The sequence below is a fragment of the Pseudomonas sp. NBRC 111124 genome (assembly GCF_001320245.1).
Lineage (GTDB): Bacteria > Pseudomonadota > Gammaproteobacteria > Pseudomonadales > Pseudomonadaceae > Aquipseudomonas.
Map to the genome: position 1 here is coordinate 1 of NZ_BCBA01000109.1, position 18273 is coordinate 18273.

Here is an 18273-nt window from a genome sequence, read left to right on the forward strand (position 1 = left end):
CCCGCAACAGGGTCAAAGCAAGGGCCAGGGTCACCTGCGCATCATCGCCGGCGAGTGGCGCAGCCGCCGCCTGGCGGTACCGGAAGGCGAAGGCCTGCGGCCAACCCCTGACCGTGTGCGCGAAACCGTGTTCAACTGGCTGGCGCCCTACATCGAAGGCGCCCAGGTGCTGGACGCCTTCACTGGCAGCGGCGCCCTGGTGCTGGAGGCGCTGTCCCGCGGTGCCGAAAATGCCGTGGCGCTGGATAGCAACTCGGCCGCCATCGCCAACCTGAAGAACAACCTCGAGATTCTGCGCTGCCCGCGCGGGCAGATCTTGCAGACCGACGCCTTGCGCTACCTGCAAACCCCGGCCAAGCAGCAGTTCGACGTGGTGTTTCTCGACCCTCCATTCCACCAGGACCTGCTGGCCAACACCTGCAACCTGCTGGAACAGAACCAGTGGCTGCGCGAACAGGCGTGGATCTACACCGAAAGCGAGGCAGCCCCGTCAACACTGCCGATGCCCGGCAACTGGCGTCTGCACCGGGAGAAAAAGACCGGCCAGGTGCATTACGCGCTTTGGCAACGAGGCTGATCTCCTAAGCCGTATTTAGTTACCGCATACCCGTCGCCAGCATGGTTGAAGCTGCTCCCACGTTCTTGCAGGAGCACTTCCACCATGATCGAACGCCCTTCTGCGCCCATCCCGGGCGGCACGGTACAGTCGTTCACCCTTTCCAATGGCATGCGCATCTACCTGCGCGAAGACCATCGTGCGCCGCTGGTCAGCGTGCAGCTGTGGTATCACGTCGGTTCGAGCTACGAGCCAGCAGGCCACTCCGGCCTTTCCCATGCCCTGGAGCACCTGCTGTTCGAAGGCAGCAGCAAACTGGCAAGTGGCCAATACTCGTCTGTGATGAGCCGTCTTGGTGGCGAACCGAATGCCTTCACCTCCAGCGACGCTACGGTCTTTCCACTGACATTGCCAGCCAGCCGCCTGGAAATTGCGCTGGAAGCCATGGCCGACGTGATGACCAGCGCCACACTCAGCGAAACACCTTTCGCTCGCGAACTGCACGTAGTCATGGCCGAACGCCGTGAGCAAGTCGACAACAACCCCTTGGCACTTGCACTGGAGCATCACGAGCAGCTGGCCTATGGCGCCATCGGCTATGGCACACCAGTCATTGGCCACAAGGCGGACCTTGAGCACCTGACCCCAGCTGCCGTCCGCACCTGGTACCGGTCCTGGTACCACCCGAACAATGCCACGCTGGCAGTAGCCGGCGACATCACCCTGCCACAGCTGCAAACCCTGGTGATGCGCCACTTTGCAACGATCCCTGGCAATCGCCTGCCAGTGCGCCAGGCAATTTCCGCGCCCCCTGAGCAGAGCCGGCGCCATCAAACATTGCGGCTGCCAGGCCTGTACACAGGCACGATCCTCAGTTTCAACCTGCCCAGCCAATACACCGCCCAATCTGACGCGCAAGCCTACGCATTGCGGCTACTGCCCGACCTGCTTGCCGATGGGCTGAGCAGCAGCCTGCAACGCCGGCTGGTTCTGGATGACCCCATTCTGCAGGGCCTGAGGCCAACCTACGAACCCTGGCAACGCGGTGACAGCTTGCTGGCACTCTACGCATTTTGCAGCCCGCAAGTAGCGCCGGAGACCGCAGCTGAAAGGCTGATGCTGGAAATCGAAGCATTCCGCCAGTCGGCACCGTCCAAAGATGACCTTCAACGTGCCAAAGCTCGCCTGCTGGCCAGGCAGCTGTTCGAAAGGGACGACTTGAACAAGCAAGCCCTGGCCATCGGCAAACAGGCTGCTTGCGGCCTGGACCCTGTTGCACTGGAAGATGAGCGGCAAGCCATCGAAGCCGTGACAGCCGAGCAGGTCGGCCAGGTTGCCCTGGAATTTCTGACTGATCCGCGCGCAGCCATCACATTCATGCACCAGAAGGAAAGCGCTCATGCATGACTCGACCCCAACCCACACGCCTATCGAGGCCAACAGCATTTACGGCGGCTTGGTCTCAGCCCAGGGTCTCGACCTGGATCAGTTCGAGTCCATCACGACTCAGGTACAAGCCTGGACCACAGAAGCAGGCACGCGCGTGAAGTTCGTCGAAGCCCGCGGGTTGCCAATCGTCGACGTAGTATTGAGGTTCAAGGCTGGCACCGCTCAGGACACCATACATCCCGGCCTGGCAGCCTTGGCATTGCACATGCTCGATGAGGGCAGCCGACACTACACCGCCGCTCAGCAGGCCGAGCAGCTGGAGCGCCTGGGCGCGATCTTCGAAAAGCAGATACGTCTGGAGCATGCAACGCTGAGTCTACGCAGCCTCAGCGCCCCGGCAATGCTTGAGCCGGCCTTGGCGATTTTCACCGACCTCGTGGCCAATCCTGCTTTTGCCCCCTTGGCTCTGGACAAGATCAAACGGCAGTTGCTGCAGAGCCGCGCTTCACGCGAGCGGCATCCGGTACTGAGAGCGCGTAGCGAAGCCTTCCGTCATTTGTTCAAAGGCCATTGTTACGGCAACCTACTGGGCAGCACCGAGCAAGGCATAGCGGCCGTTACCACAGACGACTTGCGGGCATTCCACCAACGCGGCTACAGCGCCAGCAATCTGGAAATGGTCTTGGTGGGAGACCTTTCCCTCGCTGAAGCGCAAGCGCTTACACATCGGATCAGCCTGGCCTTGCCACAGGGGTGGTCGGCGACTGATCTACCAACCGTCCCGGCACCGATCAGCGCGACTTTACACGTCGAACAGGCTGGTGCAAGCAGTGCACTTCTGCATGCACTGCCCTTGAATGTGCGCGCCAATGAGCCGGAATTCCCTGCCCTGGTACTGGCCAGCGATGTACTCGGTGAAGGCCTTGAATCTCGCTTGATGGTGGAATTACGCCAACGGCGCGGCCTCACTTACGGCGTGCACACCCACATATCGCCATTAAGGGCGGGTGGTTTGTTGACCGTCGAATGGGAGGTCGCCCCAGCGCATGTGGAAGGCTCTCAGGAACTGGTAAAGACCCTTCTGCGCGATTTCATCGAACAAGGGCCAACCCAGGCCGAGTTGCAATTGGCACGCAAGCAGCTGGAAGGGCAACTGCTGCGCGGCGTCGCCCAGAACAAGCGCCTGGCGGGATTGCTTGCGCAGCTAACCCATCAACGTCAACCCGACGATCATCTCAACACCCACATCGCACGCATCAACAGGTTGACTCCGACAGATGTCCGCGCCGCCATGCAACGCCATCTCGACCTAAGCTATAGCGTACAGGTCAGCGTCGGCCCAAGCGTCGAGCAACGACCTCTGCCAGTCCCCGACCAATAGTGCAGGTACAGCGGTGGGGTTTCATGGCACTCTACGCAGGCACATCACGAGTCGCCCAGCATGCCCAGCCTCACTGCCACGTTCCGCCCGGCCATCGGCCTGTCCAACCCCCACCTGCAAACCCTGTGGGGGCCGCTGTGGCGCAAGTTGCCGGAGCTGGAGCGAAGCCGCGAACGCCTGTGGCTGGCCGATGGCGATTTTCTCGACCTCGACTGGCATGGGCCGCATAGCCCGGACGCGCCACTGGTGCTGGTACTGCACGGATTGACTGGCTCTTCTCATTCGCCCTACGTCAAAGGCCTGCAGCAATCGCTGCAGGCCCGCGGCTGGGCCAGCGTGGCGGTGAACTGGCGCGGCTGTTCGAGCGAACCCAACCTGTTGCCACGCAGCTATCACTCAGGCGCCAGCGAGGATCTCGCCGAGGTGGTCGCTCACTTGCATGCCCAACGCCCATCGGCACCGCTGTATGCCGTCGGCTACTCACTGGGTGGCAATGTGTTGCTCAAATACTTGGGGGAGCGTGGTGCAGCCAGCCAGTTGGAAGCCGCAGTGGCCGTCTCGGTGCCGTTCCGCCTCGACCAGTGCGCCGATCGGATCGGCCAGGGCTTCTCCAAGGTGTATCAGGCGCACTTCATGCGCGAGATGATGGCTTATGTGCAGGTGAAGCAAAGGCACTTCCGTGACCACGGCCACCACGAGGGCCTGGCTGCGCTCGACCGGCTGGGCCCATTGGGCAGGCTGAAGACGTTCTGGGATTTCGACGGCAAGGTCACCGCGCCGCTCAATGGCTTCAGCGATGCCCACGATTACTACCGCCGCTCATCGAGCCGGTTCTATCTGGGAGAGAACCGCACGCCAACGTTGATCATCCACGCCACCGACGACCCGTTCGTGTTCGGCCACAGCCTGCCCACGGCCAGCGAACTGGCGCCGCAGACTCAGTTCGAGCTGCATGAGCGCGGTGGCCATGTCGGGTTTGTCGATGGCAGCCTGAGGAACCCGGGCTATTACCTGGAGCGGCGGATTCCGCAGTGGTTGGCCGACGGTCAGTGATTACTCACCCGTCGCCACACCGTGCTTGGGATCATTGATCCACTCGCTCCACGATCCGGCATACAGCTTGCCTAACGGATACCCCGCCAGCGCTAGAGCAAACAGGTTATGGCATGCCGTCACCCCTGACCCACAGTAAGCCACCAGTTGCTCCGGCGAGCGCCCTGCCAGCTTCTCGGCAAAACGCTGCTTGAGCTGTTCCGGCGCCAGGAAACGCCCATCGGCACCGAGGTTCTCGTTGAAGGCCGCACACTGGGCGCCCGGAATGTGGCCTGCCACGGGGTCGATTGGCTCCACCTCGCCGCGAAAGCGCGGCAACGCACGGGCATCGATCAGGGTCAGGTCAGAGCTACCCAGGCGCTTGGCCAGATGCTCGGCGTCGATCAGCAGCTTGGCGTCCGGCTCACCGCTGAACGTCCCCTCGCGTTTGGCCGACGCATCCAGGCTCAGCGGCAGGTGCGCCGCATGCCAGGCCTTGAGCCCCCCATCGAGAATCGCCACGTCGCTGCGCTTGCCCAGCCAGACCAGCAACCACCAGGCACGGGCGGCAAAAGCGCCCGGGCCATCGTCGTAGAGCACCACTTCGCTGTCGTCGTCCAGGCCCCACTCGCGCAGGCGCTCGACGAGGCGATGCGGGTCCGGCAGCGGATGACGGCCGGTACGGCCCTTGCTCACCGGGCCACTCAGGTCACGCTCCAGGTCGGCAAAATGCGCGCCAGCAATATGCCCCTCGGCATAGCTGCGTTGGCCGTAATCCACATCCTCCAGGGCAAACCGACAATCAAGGATCACCAACTTGGGCGAGCCCAGACGCTCGGCCAGCTGTTGCGGGGTGATCAATTGCGCAAGGGGCATGACAATCTCCTGATCGATGGCACGGAGGCCCTGGCTACTGTTCCAGAGCCTGATTGAATGGAACGTGGAATTCCTGGCACAGGGCGTCCACGGCGCTACGGGCGTTGCGGGTGACGAAACCGAGCTCCAGCACCAGCACCTGATAGACGCCGCGCTTGAAGGCTTCTTCACCCAGATGCGCGGAATGTTCGCGCGTGGTGCTGAGAAAACGTACCCATGAGGTCAGCACGATCCATGCATTGATGGTCAGCGACTCGATCTGCGCGGGCTCCATGGTCAGGATCCCGGCAGCGACGAAACCCCGGTAGATCGCCTGGCCCTGGCGCAGACAGCGCTCGGAAAAACGCCGATAGCGGGCGGCCAGTTCCGGGTCGCTTTCCAACAGGTGTTCCAGGTCACGGTGCAGGAAACGGTAGTTCCACATCGCCGCGAGCAACGCCTTGAGGTAGAAGCGTTTGTCTTCGACCGTGGCTGCTCGCCCTTGCGGCGGGCGCAGGAAGCTGTCCACCAGCTCTTCGTACTGGCTGAACAGCAGGGCGATGATCGCCTGCTTGTTGGGGAAGTGGTAGTACAGGTTGCCGGGCGATATTTCCATGTGCGCGGCAATGTGGTTGGTACTGACGCTGCGTTCGCCCTGCTGGTTGAACAGCTCCAGGCTGTTCTGCACGATGCGCTCTCGGGTCTTCATGCGCGGGGCCATGCTCAGCTCCCAGTCTGCGGGCTATCGGTAGAGGGCCATCTTACGGCGAATCGCACCGTCGATGCACCGTTTCCTCCAGGTCAAAAAAGTCGCACCATGGTACGAGTTAGAGTATAGGCTCTAGGGACTTCGAGCCCAGACGGGAGACCACCGTGCCCTCGCCCATCGCCTTGCCTCCCGTGCATTCCGACACCGATATGGAAGCGACGTTCGCCGCTCAGCGCCAGGCTTTTACCGGCAACCCCATGCCACCGGCGGCGCAGCGGCGGCAGTGGCTGAAAAGCCTGCGCGAGGCCTTGCTGGCGGACCAGCAAACATTGATCGAAGCCATCGATGCCGACTTCAGCGGCCGCAGTGCCGACGAAACCCTGTTGGCCGAGCTGCTGCCGTCGGTACAAGGCATCCGCCATGCCGAGCGCCACTTGCAGCGCTGGATGCGACCTTCCCGGCGCGCCGTGGGCCTGGCCTTCCAGCCGGCCAGTGCGCGCGTGCTGTACCAGCCGCTGGGCGTGGTGGGCATCATCGTGCCGTGGAACTACCCACTATTTCTCGCCATCGGCCCGCTAACCGGCGCCCTGGCCGCCGGCAATCGGGTAATGCTCAAGCTGAGCGAGGCCACACCGGCCAGCGGTGCAGCCCTCAAAGCACTCATTGAGCGGGTATTCCCCGAAGACCTGGTCAGCGTAGTACTGGGCGAAGTCGAGGTCGGCCAGGCGTATGCCCGTCTGCCTTTCGACCACCTGTTGTTCACCGGCGCCACCAGCATCGGCCGCCAGGTCATGCTGGCTGCTGCCCAGAACCTGACCCCGGTAACCCTTGAGCTGGGCGGCAAGTCGCCCGCCATTGTCTCTGCCAACGTACCGCTGGCGGCTGCCGCCGAGCGCATCGCCTTCGGCAAGACCCTCAACGCCGGCCAGACCTGCGTCGCGCCTGACTACGTGCTGTTACCGCGTGAACGCCTGAACGACTTTGCCGACGCCTACCGCGACGTCGTCCAGCGCATGTACCCACGCATCGCCGACAACCCGGACTACAGCGCCATCATCAACCCACGGCAGCTGCAGCGCCTGCAACACCTGCTGGACGACGCCCGCAGCAAGGGCGCCCAGGTGCTTGACCTGTACCCCGACGAGCCCCGCCAGGGCCGGCGCTTGCCGCCGCACCTGCTGACCAGGGTCAACGACAGCATGCAGGTGATGCAGGACGAAATCTTCGGCCCGCTGCTGCCGCTTGTACCTTACCACCACCTCGACGAGGCCCTGGCCTACATCAACCAGCGCCCTCGCCCATTGGCGCTGTACTACTTCGGCTACGACCGTAGCGAGCAGCAGCACGTGCTGCAGCACAGCCATTCTGGCGGTGTGTGCCTGAACGACACCCTCCTGCATGTGGCCCAGGACGACTTGCCATTCGGCGGGGTCGGCCCCTCCGGCATGGGCCACTACCATGGCTACGAAGGTTTCCAGACCTTCAGCAAGGCCAAGGCGGTACTGGCCAAGCAGCGCCTGAATGCCGCACGGCTGATCTACCCGCCCTACGGCAAGGCCTTGCAGCGCCTGGTCTACAAGTTGTTCATCCGCTGATGCAGCGCCGCGACCTGCTGCGCTTCAGCCTGGGCGCCAGCCTGTTCCTGAGCACCGCCAGCCTGGTCGGCTGCAGCGCGCAAACGCCTGCGGCCGGTTACCGGGTGCTGCGTGACGAAGACCTGCCGGCCCTGCTTGCACTGATTCCGGTAGTGCTCGCCGGCACCGCAGCAAGCGCCGATCTGGTGCTGCACAGCCTCGACCACAAGCTGGCAGCGCTGTCACCGGAAATGCTCAAGCTCACCCGGCAACTGTTCGATGTGCTCAACCTGCCGCTGACCCGTGGCCCTTTGACCGGGGTCTGGGGAGCCTGGGAGCAGGCCAGCGGCGCGCAGGTAACGGCCTTTCTGCTGCGCTGGCAGGACAGCTCGCTGAACCTGCTGCGCATGGGCCATGCTTCGCTGCTGCAGCTGCTGCAGATGGCCTGGTACGAACGCCCGGAAGCGTGGGCCGCCTGCGGCTACCCCGGGCCACCCAAGATCTGACAAAAAGAGCATTCTCAATGCCTGTAACCGACCCGTTTCGCCAAGGGCTCGAACGCGGCTGGATCACCCATGACGGCTCGCGCCTGGAGCAGGACCTGGCGCTGGAGGCCGATATCGCCGTGATCGGCAGCGGTGCCGGCGGCGCCACCAGCGCGCAGATGCTCAGCGCAGCCGGCTACAAGGTGCTGCTGATCGAGGAAGGCCCGTTGAAAACCAGCAGCGACTTCCATCTGCTGGAAAACGAGGCCTACGCCAGCCTCTATCAGGAGGGCCTGGGGCGGATGAGCAAGGATGGCGCCATCACCATCCTGCAAGGCCGCGCCGTCGGTGGGACCACCCTGATCAACTGGACCTCGAGCTTTCGCACCCCACCGCAGACGTTGGCGCACTGGGCCGCAGCCCATGGCGTCACAGGCCTGGGGGAGCAAGAAATGCAACCTTGGTTCGAGCGTATCGAGCACGACCTGGGTATCACACCCTGGGCGATGCCGGCCAACGCCAACAACGACGTATTGCGGCGCGGCTGTGAACAGCTTGGCTATCGCTGGGCGGTGATCCCGCGAAACGTGCGTGGCTGCTGGAACCTCGGCTATTGCGGCATGGGCTGCCCGGTGAATGCCAAGCAGTCGATGCTGGTCACGCGCATTCCGGCGACCCTCGAAAAGGGCGGTGAACTGCTCTACCTCGCCCGCGCTGAGCGCCTGGAGCACAACGGCGAGCGCATTACCCAGCTGCAGTGCCAAGCCCTGGATGCGCAAGGTGTCCACCCCACCGGCCGGCAAATCAGCGTGCGTGCCCGCCACTACATCGTGGCCGGCGGCGGTATCAACAGCCCGGCCCTGCTGCTGCGCTCCAAGGCCCCTGACCCGCATGGGCGGCTAGGCAAACGGACCTTTTTGCATCTGGTCAACTTCAGCGCCGCGCGTTTCGACGCGCGCATCGACCCGTACTATGGTGCTCCGCAGTCGATCTACAGCGACCACTTCCAGTGGCAAGACGGCGTCGATGGGCCAGTGGGCTACAAGCTGGAAGTGCCGCCCTTGCACCCGGCCCTGGCCAGCACGTTGCTCGGTGGATACGGCAGCGACAATGCCCAGCGCATGGCCGAACTGCCGCACACTCACGTGATGCTGGCCCTGCTGCGCGACGGCTTTCACCCCGAAAGCAAGGGCGGGGTGGTGGAGTTGCGCGGTGACGGCTCACCGGTGCTGGATTACCCGCTCACCGACTACCTGCGCGACGGCCTGCGCCGCGCCTATCACAGCATGGCGCAAATCCAGTTCGCCGCAGGCGCCACGCAGGTCACGCCGGTACACAGCGACGCCCGCGCCGCTGCCAGCCTCAGCGAGGTTCAGCGCATGATCGACGCCTTGCGCCTGGAGCCGTTCCGCACTCGACTGGGCAGCGCCCATGTCATGGGGGGTTGCGCGCTGGGTGACGACCCGCGCCAGGCGGTGTGCGACAGCCTTGGCCGCCATCATCAGCTGGAAAACCTCTCGATCCATGACGGTTCGCTGTTCCCCACCAGCATCGGCGCCAACCCGCAGCTGTCGGTCTATGCCATCAGCGCCAGGCTCACTGATGCCTTGGCCACCCGCCTGGCACAGAGTGCATGACAACGAATACACGCCCTGTCTATAGTGCCATCAGCCGGCCGCATGACTTGGCCGGGCGCAGTCGCTGCGCTACCATCCGACTCCCCAACGCACTCCAGCCAGGATGACGCGATGAACCGAGTGTTGTACCCGGGTACTTTCGACCCCATTACCAAAGGCCATGGCGACTTGGTCGAGCGCGCTTCGCGCCTGTTCGACCACGTGATCATCGCGGTGGCGGCCAGCCCGAAGAAAAACCCCCTGTTCCCGCTGGAACAACGGGTCGAGCTCGCCCGTGAGGTCACCAAGCACCTGCCCAATGTCGAAGTCATCGGCTTCTCCTCGCTATTGGCGCACTTCGCCAAGGAACAGGGCGCGAACGTGTTTCTACGCGGCCTGCGCGCGGTGTCGGACTTCGAATACGAATTCCAGCTGGCAAACATGAACCGGCAACTGGCGCCCGATGTCGAGAGCCTGTTCCTCACACCTTCGGAGCGTTACTCGTTCATTTCCTCGACACTGGTGCGGGAAATAGCCGCGTTGGGCGGAGATATCACCAAGTTCGTCCACCCGGTGGTGGCCGAGGCGCTGACCGAACGCTTCAAGAAGTAACCTTGCGCGCCTGATCATCGCGCCCGCGTGCACTGCGGGCGCGAATGCGGCACAATTGTGCCCAAAGCGTTGAACATGCCCGGGCGATGCGCCCCGGCCGGAGTCCCCATGTCCCTGATCATCACCGACGATTGCATCAACTGCGACGTCTGCGAACCCGAGTGCCCGAACGAGGCCATCTCCCAAGGCGAAGAGATCTACGTGATCGACCCGAACCTCTGCACCCAGTGCGTGGGTCATTACGACGAGCCGCAGTGCCAGCAGGTCTGCCCGGTCGACTGCATCCCACTGGATGAAGCGCGCCCGGAAACCGAAGACGAGCTGATGGCCAAGTACCGCCGGATCACCGGCAAGGGCTGAACGCAGACGGCTAGCGCTGGCAGCGCGGGCAGAACACGCTTGCCCGCTGCCCCAGCTTCACCTCGCGCAAGGTCGTGCCGCACAGCTTGCACGGCTGACCGCCCCGCCCGTAGACGAACAGTTCCTGCTGGAAGTACCCCGGCTGCCCGTCGCCGCCAATGAAATCGCGCAAGGTCGTGCCGCCTCGCTCGATGGCCGCCGCCAGCACCCGCTTGATCTCGACCGCCAGCTTCAGATAACGCGCCCGGGAAATCCCGCCCGCCTCACGCCGCGGATCGATCCCGGCGGCAAACAGCGCCTCCGTCGCGTAGATGTTGCCCACCCCTACCACCACCGCGTTGTCCATGATGAACGGCTTGACCGCCATCGAACGCCCGCGTGAAAGCTGAAACAGACGCTCACCGTCAAACAGTTCGGTCAACGGCTCTGGCCCTAGGCGCAGCAACAGTTCGTGGTTGAGCGGGTCAAGACTCCAGAGCAAGGCGCCGAACCGTCGCGGGTCGGTGTAACGCAGCATCAGCCCTGACTCCAGTTCGATATCGACATGTTCGTGCTTGGCCGCTGGCAAACCCAGCTCCACCAGGCGCAGGTTGCCCGACATGCCCAGATGGCTGATCAAGGTGCCGACCTCGGCGTTGATCAACAGATACTTGGCCCGCCGCTCGACACTGAGGATGCGCTGCCCGGACAGGCGCACGTCGAGGTCCTCGGGGATCGGCCAGCGCAGCCGCCGGTCACGCACCACCACACGGCTGACGCGCTGGCCTTCCAGGTGCGGCGCAATGCCGCGCCGGGTGGTTTCCACTTCAGGTAATTCCGGCATGAATCAATGCCCGCCCAGCTCGCGAATGTTCTGTTTCAGGTTCTCGAAGTCGTACTCCGACAAACCGATGTAGTCCAGCACCAGAGGGCCGACCACATTCCACTCATGGTCGACGCTCTGGTTGCCCAGCACGCGGTAAGAGGCGCAGATGTGCTCGGCCATCTTCAGCACGGCCAGCAGGTTCTTCAACTGGCTCTGGGTATTGCGCGACGAGTCTTCGCGGAAGATCGCCAGGGCATTGTGGTGGTTCGCGATGGCCGCACTGATGTGCTCCGGCAGGCGCCACGACTTGGCCGTGAAGTAGCCGACCACCGCGTGGTTGGTGTTGAAGGCGCGGTTCTCGGTATCGACCACGCGCGTTTCCTCACCGGCCTTGGCGTAGGCGTCTTCCAGCACCTGCATGTATTCGGGGAAGCGCTTGAGCATCAGCGGCACACCACAATCGTGGAACAGGCCGAGGGTATAGGCCTCGTCGGCAGCCTGGATGCCAGTGCGTTTGGCCAACGTCAGGCAGGTCATGGCCACGTCCTGGGCGGTATCCCAGAAGCGGTTGAGGGTGACGATGGTCTCGTCGCTCATCTCGCCTTTGATCGACTGCGCGTTGATCAGGTTGATGATCGAACGGCTGCCCAGCAGGTTCACCGCGCGCTGGATCGAGCCGATCTTGTTCGACAGGCCGAAATGCGGCGAATTGACCAGCTTGAGCAAGGCACCGGCCAGGCCTGGGTCTTGGGAAATCAGCTTGGCGATGGTTTCCAGGTCCGGGTCGGGCATGTACTGCTCGAACTGCAGGTCGACCATGATCTGCGGTTGCGGCGGAATGGTGATGCCTTGCAAGGCTTGCTGGATCTGTTCGGCGCTGAGTTCTTGGGACATGCGTGCACACTCGTTGAGGACCGGGGGATTCTAACCCCCTAGCGAGCAACGAGACCAATCGACGAATCCTTGTAGGAGCGGCCTCGTGTCGCGAAAGGGCCGCAAAGCGGCCCCGGCAATATCTGCTGCAACGCTGAAAACCTGGGGCCGCTACGCGCCCCTTTCGCGACGCAAGGCCGCTCCTACAAGGGACGCGCGACCAGTCAACAGGCTATAATCCCGCTCTTTTTTCCCGGAGCGACGTCATGTCCCTGCCCAGCCTTCGCCTCAAAGCCAATGCCGACCGCCGCCTGCGCGCCGGCCACCTGTGGGTCTACAGCAACGAAGTCGACGTTTCCGCGACCCCGCTGCAAGGCTTCCAGGCCGGCCAGCAGGCCGTGCTCGAGGCTGCCAACGGCAAGCCGCTGGGCATCGTCGCGCTGAGCCCGAACAACCTGATCTGCGCCCGCCTGCTGTCGCGTGACATCAAGCTGCCGCTGGACAAGTCGCTGCTGGTGCACCGCCTGAACGTCGCCCTGTCCCTGCGCGAGCGCCTGTTTGACCAGCCGTGCTACCGCCTGGTGTACGGCGACTCCGACCTGCTGCCGGGCCTGGTGGTCGATCGTTTCTTCGACATCCTCGTCGTGCAACTGGCCTCGGCCACCATGGAAGCGCACAAGGACGACGTGATCGCGGCCCTGGTTCAGGTGCTCAAGCCTAGCGGCATCCTGTTCAAGAACGACTCCGCCGCCCGCGACGCCGAAGGCCTGCAGCGCTACGTCGAAACCGTCTACGGCGAAGTGCCGGACTGGGTGCCGCTGGAAGAGAACGGCGTCAAGTTCGAAGCCCCGGTACGTGAAGGCCAGAAGACCGGCTGGTTCTACGATCACCGCATGAACCGCGCGCGCCTGGCCCCGTATGTCAAGGGCAAGCGCGTACTTGACCTGTTCAGCTACATCGGTGGCTGGGGCGTGCAGGCCGGTGCGTTCGGCGCCAGCGAAGTGTTCTGCGTGGATGCCTCGGGCTTTGCCCTGGACGGCGTCGAGCGTAACGCCGCGCTGAACGGCATCAGCGAGAAACTGACCTGCATCGAAGGCGACGTGTTCGAAGCCCTGCGCGAGCTGAAAGCCGCCGAAGAGCGCTTTGACGTGATCATTGCCGACCCGCCCGCCTTCATCAAGCGCAAGAAAGACCTGAAAAACGGCGAAGCGGCCTACCGCCGCCTGAACGAACAGGCCATGCGCATGCTGAGCAAGGACGGCATCCTGGTCAGCGCCTCGTGCTCGATGCACCTGCCCGAGGACGACCTGCACAACATCCTGCTGACCAGCGCCCGTCACCTGGACCGCAACCTGCAGCTGCTCGAGCGCGGCGGCCAGGGCCCGGATCACCCGGTGCACCCGGCCATCGCCGAAACCCGCTATATCAAGAGCATCACCTGCCGCTTGCTGCCCAACAGCTGACCTTTGAATCTGAGATTTAAGGCTATAAGCCGAGGCCTTGGCCTCGGCTTGCCTATTTAAATAGCCTGGCGACCGAACAGTTCACTCACCTATCATTTTTGCCAGTTGTCACCGCTAAAGTTCGGCTTTTAAATAACAGCCAGCTTAACTCGACCAGAGATTAATGGAATCTTTGGAAACTGCGCAAAGGTGGCGAAATGAAAGATAGTTCAATCGCTCAAAATCTCCCGTCAGCTAGAGTTCTTGAAGCGGGCGATCGAAAAATCGTTTCGATCGAAAGATTACGTCAAGGCATCACGGTCGTCATCCCATGGTCTACTAAGTTCAAAGTGGGCGATCAAATACACCTGGTGGTGCGGGGCGAAATCACCAGCGCGGTACACCGCACCCGGATCAAAGTAGAAAATGAAGAACATCATGACTTCTTCGAATCTGGGGAGCTTACTGGACTTTGGGAGAGCAATGTCGAGATTCAATATATACATATTCCCGACGGCGACCTCAGCATATCAGCATCAGCGCACTATAAATTCGAATCAGACAACTATCGCCCACAGGTAAAAGGCATTGAAAACGGCACACTGCCGTGGGACCAGCTAAAGAATGGTATGACTATCGAGATCCCTGTTTATGAGGCCATGACCAAAGGTGATCGCATACGTGTCTTCGTGACCAGTACACCAGCCAATTCAAGTGTCGTCATCGAAAGCACAGTCAAAGATGTAGGACAGCCGGTCTTCATAACGGTCGCAAGCACAAAAGCTACCAAAATGCGCGACAAAACAAATGTCATCTATCAGATCATTCATGGTGACACCATAGAAAACTCTCGTCCGATATCATTTAATTGTGAAAGCTTATTGCAAAAACCAAGACTTAAATATGGATCAGATTGGCCTGGCTATTTCGCACCATCTCAAATGTTCAAATATGAGAGCCCCGCTGGAAAGGTACCGTTTCTTGCAAATTTCTCAGCTACTCTACGAGAGGGCGACGAAGTATTTTTCCTTTTGATGCATCCACAAGCAGTTGAAAAAGTTTCAATTACCTCCTATAGACCTGACAGCCGTACAAAATCATTTGAACTACTAGCTCCCACCGCTACGCTTGCCTCCTTGAAATACGCCGCTTTCGAGACTGCTATCATACTCTATCGCAGTGGAAGGGTTGTGGCATCCGCCACAAGCGCTACTGTCTGGCCTGACGATAACGACAGCCAATCAACTTCGAGACAGCTACCGCCCGCTGTTATTTCAGAGGCAGGTAGCGAAAAAGAAATTTCACTTGAAACACTACGTAAAGGAGTCACAATTGAGCTGCCCTGGTCAGAAAAATTTAGTCTGAACGATATACTATTGCTCAGCCTAAGCTCACGCGACACCGCAGTTTCGCGCCCTATAGCTCTTACCGAAGAGCATCAAGAAAAAGGCGTACAAGCATCAATTACAGGTGATGAACTACAAGCGCTTTGGGACAGTGACGTTACGCTCTCATACATACTTGTGCCTTCTTCCGGTAGCCCAGAGCAATCGCCGAAAAACCATTACGCCTTTGCATCGGACATTTATCGTCCGCGCATCGAAAATGTAACCAATGGAACGCTGCCGATCGAGTATGTGAGGGCAGGTTTCACTATTGAAATACCCGCGTATGAGAACATGGCCGAAGGTGATGTCGTTCAGTTGTTCTTGGCGAGCTCGCAGCCTGCTGCTAGCGCCATCATGGAATGCACCGTTGAAATAGCGGACAAGCCAGTCAGCTTCACAATACCTAAGGAAAAAACCACCTTGGCAGCAGGCGGGTCTATTGATCTAATTTATCAAATTCACAGAAAAGACAGGAAAGATCTTTCCAATTCCATGCACTTCAACTGTGAAGGGTTAGCGGTTAGCATTGAGCCTAAATACACTTCACATCAGTCGGGATACATTCCCGGGCTCCTCAACGAAATTGAGGAGCCCGCAGAAAAAATACCGTTCAGTGTAAACTTCATGACACCACTTGAAAAAGATGATGAGGTATTTTTCTTATTGCTGGCGCCCCGGGATCGCAAAAACGCCATTCTTTTTACTCGCGTGGAAACCCCAACGAAGACTTTAACGTTTTCAGTCCCTGTTGATACCGTACGTACAGGTGTATCGGACCGTCGCGCCATCGCCTTACTACGTCGAAAAACTGATGTAATTTCTTCGCCTTTGGAGCAACTAGCGAAGCTTCCAGAAGAAATCTAGCCCCATCAGCCATATTTCAAGCGATTCGGGCTATTCCTCTAGAAAAACACCGGCGCGAAAAGCGCCGGTTTTAATAGATTCAAAACCTAACTGTTTATCTCGACGTCTGCTGCCACGTGCGCTACCTGGTTCTTGATTTGGCAAATCCCGGGCGTCCGTCCTGGCACCTCCGCTCCAGGCCAGTCCCGAATGCTACTTCGCCCACCCACAAACCACGCCAACCCTCCACATCGCCATTCCCTCGCCGCGCCAGCGGTGTAGAATCGGCCTATTCATCGCCAGTCATCCCCGGCGGGTTTATGAGCTCTGGCCAAGCACGCGGCGATCCCGCGCGGTCTTCGGCCCCATCCGTGCCTGTGGCAACCGGCCTGCGGCGCAAAGGACATAGAGAAGCTCACTCCCCTTTTAGTGACCTGATTAAGCCGCCAGGAGTGTTTCATGCCTGATTACCGTTCCAAGACTTCCACCCAGGGCCGCAACATGGCCGGCGCTCGTGCCCTGTGGCGCGCCACCGGGATGAAGGACGAAGATTTCAAGAAACCGATCATCGCCATCGCCAACTCCTTCACCCAGTTCGTCCCGGGCCACGTGCACCTGAAGGACCTGGGCCAGCTGGTCGCCCGCGAAATCGAACGCGCCGGTGGCGTGGCCAAGGAATTCAACACCATCGCGGTCGATGACGGCATCGCCATGGGCCATGACGGCATGCTGTACTCACTGCCGAGCCGCGAGATCATCGCTGACGCCGTGGAGTACATGGTCAACGCCCACTGCGCCGACGCCATCGTCTGCATCTCCAACTGCGACAAGATCACCCCCGGCATGCTGATGGCCGCCCTGCGCCTGAACATCCCGGTGATCTTCGTTTCCGGCGGCCCGATGGAAGCCGGCAAGACCAAGCTGGCCAGCCACGGCCTGGACCTGGTCGACGCCATGGTCATCGCCGCCGACTCCACCGCCTCCGACGAGAAAGTCGCCGAGTACGAACGCAGCGCCTGCCCGACCTGCGGTTCGTGCTCCGGCATGTTCACCGCCAACTCGATGAACTGCCTGACCGAGGCCCTGGGCCTGGCCCTGCCGGGCAACGGTTCGACCCTGGCCACTCACGCCGACCGTGAGCAACTGTTCCTCACCGCCGGCCGCACCATCGTCGAGCTGTGCAAGCGCTACTACCAGGAAAACGACGAGTCGGTACTGCCGCGAAGCATTGCCAACTTCAAGGCGTTCGAGAACGCCATGATGCTCGACATCGCCATGGGCGGTTCGACCAACACCATCCTGCACCTGCTCGCTGCAGCCCAGGAAGGTGAAGTCGAATTCGACCTGCGCGACATCGATCGCCTGTCGCGCAAGGTGCCGCAGCTGTGCAAGGTGGCGCCGAACATCCAGAAGTACCACATGGAAGACGTGCACCGCGCTGGCGGCATCTTCAGCATCCTCGGATCGCTCGCCCGTGGCGGCCTGCTGCACACCGACCTGCCGACCGTGCACAGCCGCAGCATGGAAGAAGCCATTGCCAAGTGGGACATCACCCAGACCGATGACGAAACCGTGCATACCTTCTTCAAGGCAGGCCCGGCCGGCATCCCGACCCAGACCGCGTTCAGCCAGTCGACCCGTTGGGAAACCCTCGACGACGACCGTGAAAACGGCTGCATCCGCAGCTTCGAGCACGCCTACTCGCAAGAAGGCGGCCTGGCCGTGCTGTACGGCAACATCGCGGTCGACGGTTGTGTGGTGAAGACTGCCGGCGTCGACGAATCGATCCACGTGTTCGAAGGCAACGCGAAAATCTTCGAGAGCCAGGACAGCGCCGTGCGCGGCATCCTCGCCGACGAAGTGAAGGCCGGTGACATCGTGATCATCCGTTACGAAGGCCCGAAAGGCGGCCCGGGCATGCAAGAGATGCTCTACCCGACCTCGTACCTGAAGTCCAAGGGCCTGGGCAAGGCTTGCGCCCTGCTTACCGACGGCCGCTTCTCGGGAGGTACCTCAGGTCTGTCGATCGGCCACGCCTCGCCGGAAGCTGCCGCAGGCGGCGCCATCGGCCTGGTGCGCGACGGCGACAAGGTGCTGATCGACATCCCCAACCGTTCGATCAACCTGCTGGTCAGCGACGAAGAGCTGGCTCACCGTCGCATCGAGCAGGACAAGAAAGGCTGGAAACCGGTTGAAGTCCGCCCGCGCAAGGTGACCACTGCACTGAAGGCCTACGCCCTGCTGGCGACCAGTGCCGACAAAGGTGCTGTGCGTAACAAGGCGATGCTGGAAGGGCTGTGAGGCTCTGACCGCGTGAAACAAGAACCGGCGCCCTGAGCGCCGGTTTTTTATG

At 61.4% G+C, this 18273-nt stretch carries 16 protein-coding genes; 12 read left to right on the forward strand and 4 right to left on the reverse strand.

The features are described 5' to 3' along the window. From rsmD to APH28_RS27590, 4 genes are all read left to right on the forward strand, one after another. The coding region (gene rsmD / locus APH28_RS27575) for a 16S rRNA (guanine(966)-N(2))-methyltransferase RsmD (protein ID WP_060513568.1) at window positions 1-577 on the forward strand (577 nt) is incomplete at its 5' end. Between the two features lie 84 nt (window positions 578-661). After that, window positions 662-1963: a pitrilysin family protein gene (locus tag APH28_RS27580; protein WP_060513569.1), complete on the forward strand. Its 1302-nt coding sequence runs from the start codon at window positions 662-664 to the stop codon at window positions 1961-1963. Further along, the gene (locus tag APH28_RS27585) at window positions 1956-3326 is read left to right on the forward strand and encodes a pitrilysin family protein (protein ID WP_060513570.1); all 1371 of its coding nucleotides are present in this window, start codon (window positions 1956-1958) and stop codon (window positions 3324-3326) included. The genes APH28_RS27580 and APH28_RS27585 overlap by 8 nt, the downstream gene beginning before the upstream one ends. Before the next feature lie 60 nt (window positions 3327-3386). Next, window positions 3387-4379, forward strand: coding sequence for a hydrolase (locus tag APH28_RS27590; protein ID WP_060513571.1), 993 nt, complete (start codon window positions 3387-3389; stop codon window positions 4377-4379). Here the strand turns inward: APH28_RS27590 and APH28_RS27595 are convergent, their stop codons facing one another. Further along, window positions 4380-5234, reverse strand: coding sequence for a sulfurtransferase (locus APH28_RS27595; RefSeq protein WP_060513572.1), 855 nt, complete (start codon window positions 5232-5234; stop codon window positions 4380-4382). Window positions 5235-5268: 34 nt separating this feature from the next. Beyond that, the gene (locus tag APH28_RS27600; RefSeq protein WP_060513573.1) at window positions 5269-5934 is read right to left on the reverse strand and encodes a TetR/AcrR family transcriptional regulator; all 666 of its coding nucleotides are present in this window, start codon (window positions 5932-5934) and stop codon (window positions 5269-5271) included. A gap of 152 nt (window positions 5935-6086) precedes the next feature. Here APH28_RS27600 and APH28_RS27605 point away from each other — a divergent pair, with 152 nt between their 5' ends. The 5 genes from APH28_RS27605 to APH28_RS27625 all read left to right on the forward strand — a co-directional run bounded on the left by APH28_RS27605 (window position 6087) and on the right by APH28_RS27625 (window position 10569). Beyond that, window positions 6087-7517: a coniferyl aldehyde dehydrogenase gene (locus tag APH28_RS27605; protein WP_060513574.1), complete on the forward strand. Its 1431-nt coding sequence runs from the start codon at window positions 6087-6089 to the stop codon at window positions 7515-7517. After that, window positions 7517-8002: a hypothetical protein gene (locus APH28_RS27610; RefSeq protein ID WP_060513575.1), complete on the forward strand. Its 486-nt coding sequence runs from the start codon at window positions 7517-7519 to the stop codon at window positions 8000-8002. The genes APH28_RS27605 and APH28_RS27610 overlap by 1 nt, the downstream gene beginning before the upstream one ends. A 17-nt stretch (window positions 8003-8019) precedes the next feature. After that, on the forward strand, window positions 8020-9618 hold the full coding sequence (locus tag APH28_RS27615) for a GMC family oxidoreductase (protein WP_060513576.1): 1599 nt from the start codon (window positions 8020-8022) through the stop codon (window positions 9616-9618). Between the two features lie 111 nt (window positions 9619-9729). Beyond that, window positions 9730-10209 (forward strand): pantetheine-phosphate adenylyltransferase, encoded by a 480-nt coding sequence (gene coaD, locus APH28_RS27620; protein WP_027920955.1) that lies wholly within the window; start codon window positions 9730-9732, stop codon window positions 10207-10209. Between the two features lie 108 nt (window positions 10210-10317). Then, on the forward strand, window positions 10318-10569 hold the full coding sequence (locus tag APH28_RS27625) for a YfhL family 4Fe-4S dicluster ferredoxin (protein WP_060513577.1): 252 nt from the start codon (window positions 10318-10320) through the stop codon (window positions 10567-10569). 10 nt (window positions 10570-10579) lie between these two features. On the opposite strand, the gene mutM is transcribed toward APH28_RS27625, so the two are convergent. Both mutM and APH28_RS27635 read right to left on the reverse strand, forming a co-directional pair. After that, window positions 10580-11392 carry a bifunctional DNA-formamidopyrimidine glycosylase/DNA-(apurinic or apyrimidinic site) lyase gene (mutM, locus tag APH28_RS27630; protein ID WP_060513578.1) on the reverse strand — a complete coding sequence of 271 codons (813 nt, stop codon included), beginning with the start codon at window positions 11390-11392 and terminating at the stop codon, window positions 10580-10582. A 3-nt stretch (window positions 11393-11395) separates the two neighbouring features. Beyond that, window positions 11396-12214, reverse strand: coding sequence for an HDOD domain-containing protein (locus APH28_RS27635; protein WP_177334308.1), 819 nt, complete (start codon window positions 12212-12214; stop codon window positions 11396-11398). A gap of 299 nt (window positions 12215-12513) precedes the next feature. On the opposite strand from APH28_RS27635, the gene APH28_RS27640 reads away from it, so the two are divergent. The 3 genes from APH28_RS27640 (at window position 12514) to ilvD (ending at window position 18221) form a co-directional block, all read left to right on the forward strand. Next, window positions 12514-13710: a class I SAM-dependent rRNA methyltransferase gene (locus APH28_RS27640; protein ID WP_060513580.1), complete on the forward strand. Its 1197-nt coding sequence runs from the start codon at window positions 12514-12516 to the stop codon at window positions 13708-13710. A 197-nt stretch (window positions 13711-13907) separates the two neighbouring features. Further along, a complete protein-coding gene (locus APH28_RS28770; RefSeq protein ID WP_156340962.1) occupies window positions 13908-15941 on the forward strand; it encodes a hypothetical protein in 2034 nt (677 codons plus the stop codon). A 438-nt stretch (window positions 15942-16379) separates the two neighbouring features. Continuing rightward, window positions 16380-18221 carry a dihydroxy-acid dehydratase gene (gene ilvD, locus APH28_RS27655; protein WP_060513583.1) on the forward strand — a complete coding sequence of 614 codons (1842 nt, stop codon included), beginning with the start codon at window positions 16380-16382 and terminating at the stop codon, window positions 18219-18221. Window positions 18222-18273: the final 52 nt, after the last annotated feature.

Bases quoted from the DNA above. Each gene is read 5' to 3' on its own strand.
- APH28_RS27580 (WP_060513569.1), top strand. From the start codon at position 662: ATGATCGAACGCCCTTCTGCGCCCATCCCGGGCGGCACGGTACAGTCG.
- APH28_RS27585 (WP_060513570.1), top strand. From the start codon at position 1,956: ATGCATGACTCGACCCCAACCCACACGCCTATCGAGGCCAACAGCATT.
- APH28_RS27590 (WP_060513571.1), top strand. From the start codon at position 3,387: ATGCCCAGCCTCACTGCCACGTTCCGCCCGGCCATCGGCCTGTCCAAC.
- APH28_RS27595 (WP_060513572.1), bottom strand. From the start codon at position 5,234: ATGCCCCTTGCGCAATTGATCACCCCGCAACAGCTGGCCGAGCGTCTG.
- APH28_RS27600 (WP_060513573.1), bottom strand. From the start codon at position 5,934: ATGGCCCCGCGCATGAAGACCCGAGAGCGCATCGTGCAGAACAGCCTG.
- APH28_RS27610 (WP_060513575.1), top strand. From the start codon at position 7,517: ATGCAGCGCCGCGACCTGCTGCGCTTCAGCCTGGGCGCCAGCCTGTTC.
- APH28_RS27615 (WP_060513576.1), top strand. From the start codon at position 8,020: ATGCCTGTAACCGACCCGTTTCGCCAAGGGCTCGAACGCGGCTGGATC.
- coaD (WP_027920955.1), top strand. From the start codon at position 9,730: ATGAACCGAGTGTTGTACCCGGGTACTTTCGACCCCATTACCAAAGGC.
- APH28_RS27625 (WP_060513577.1), top strand. From the start codon at position 10,318: ATGTCCCTGATCATCACCGACGATTGCATCAACTGCGACGTCTGCGAA.
- mutM (WP_060513578.1), bottom strand. From the start codon at position 11,392: ATGCCGGAATTACCTGAAGTGGAAACCACCCGGCGCGGCATTGCGCCG.
- APH28_RS27640 (WP_060513580.1), top strand. From the start codon at position 12,514: ATGTCCCTGCCCAGCCTTCGCCTCAAAGCCAATGCCGACCGCCGCCTG.
- APH28_RS28770 (WP_156340962.1), top strand. From the start codon at position 13,908: ATGAAAGATAGTTCAATCGCTCAAAATCTCCCGTCAGCTAGAGTTCTT.
- ilvD (WP_060513583.1), top strand. From the start codon at position 16,380: ATGCCTGATTACCGTTCCAAGACTTCCACCCAGGGCCGCAACATGGCC.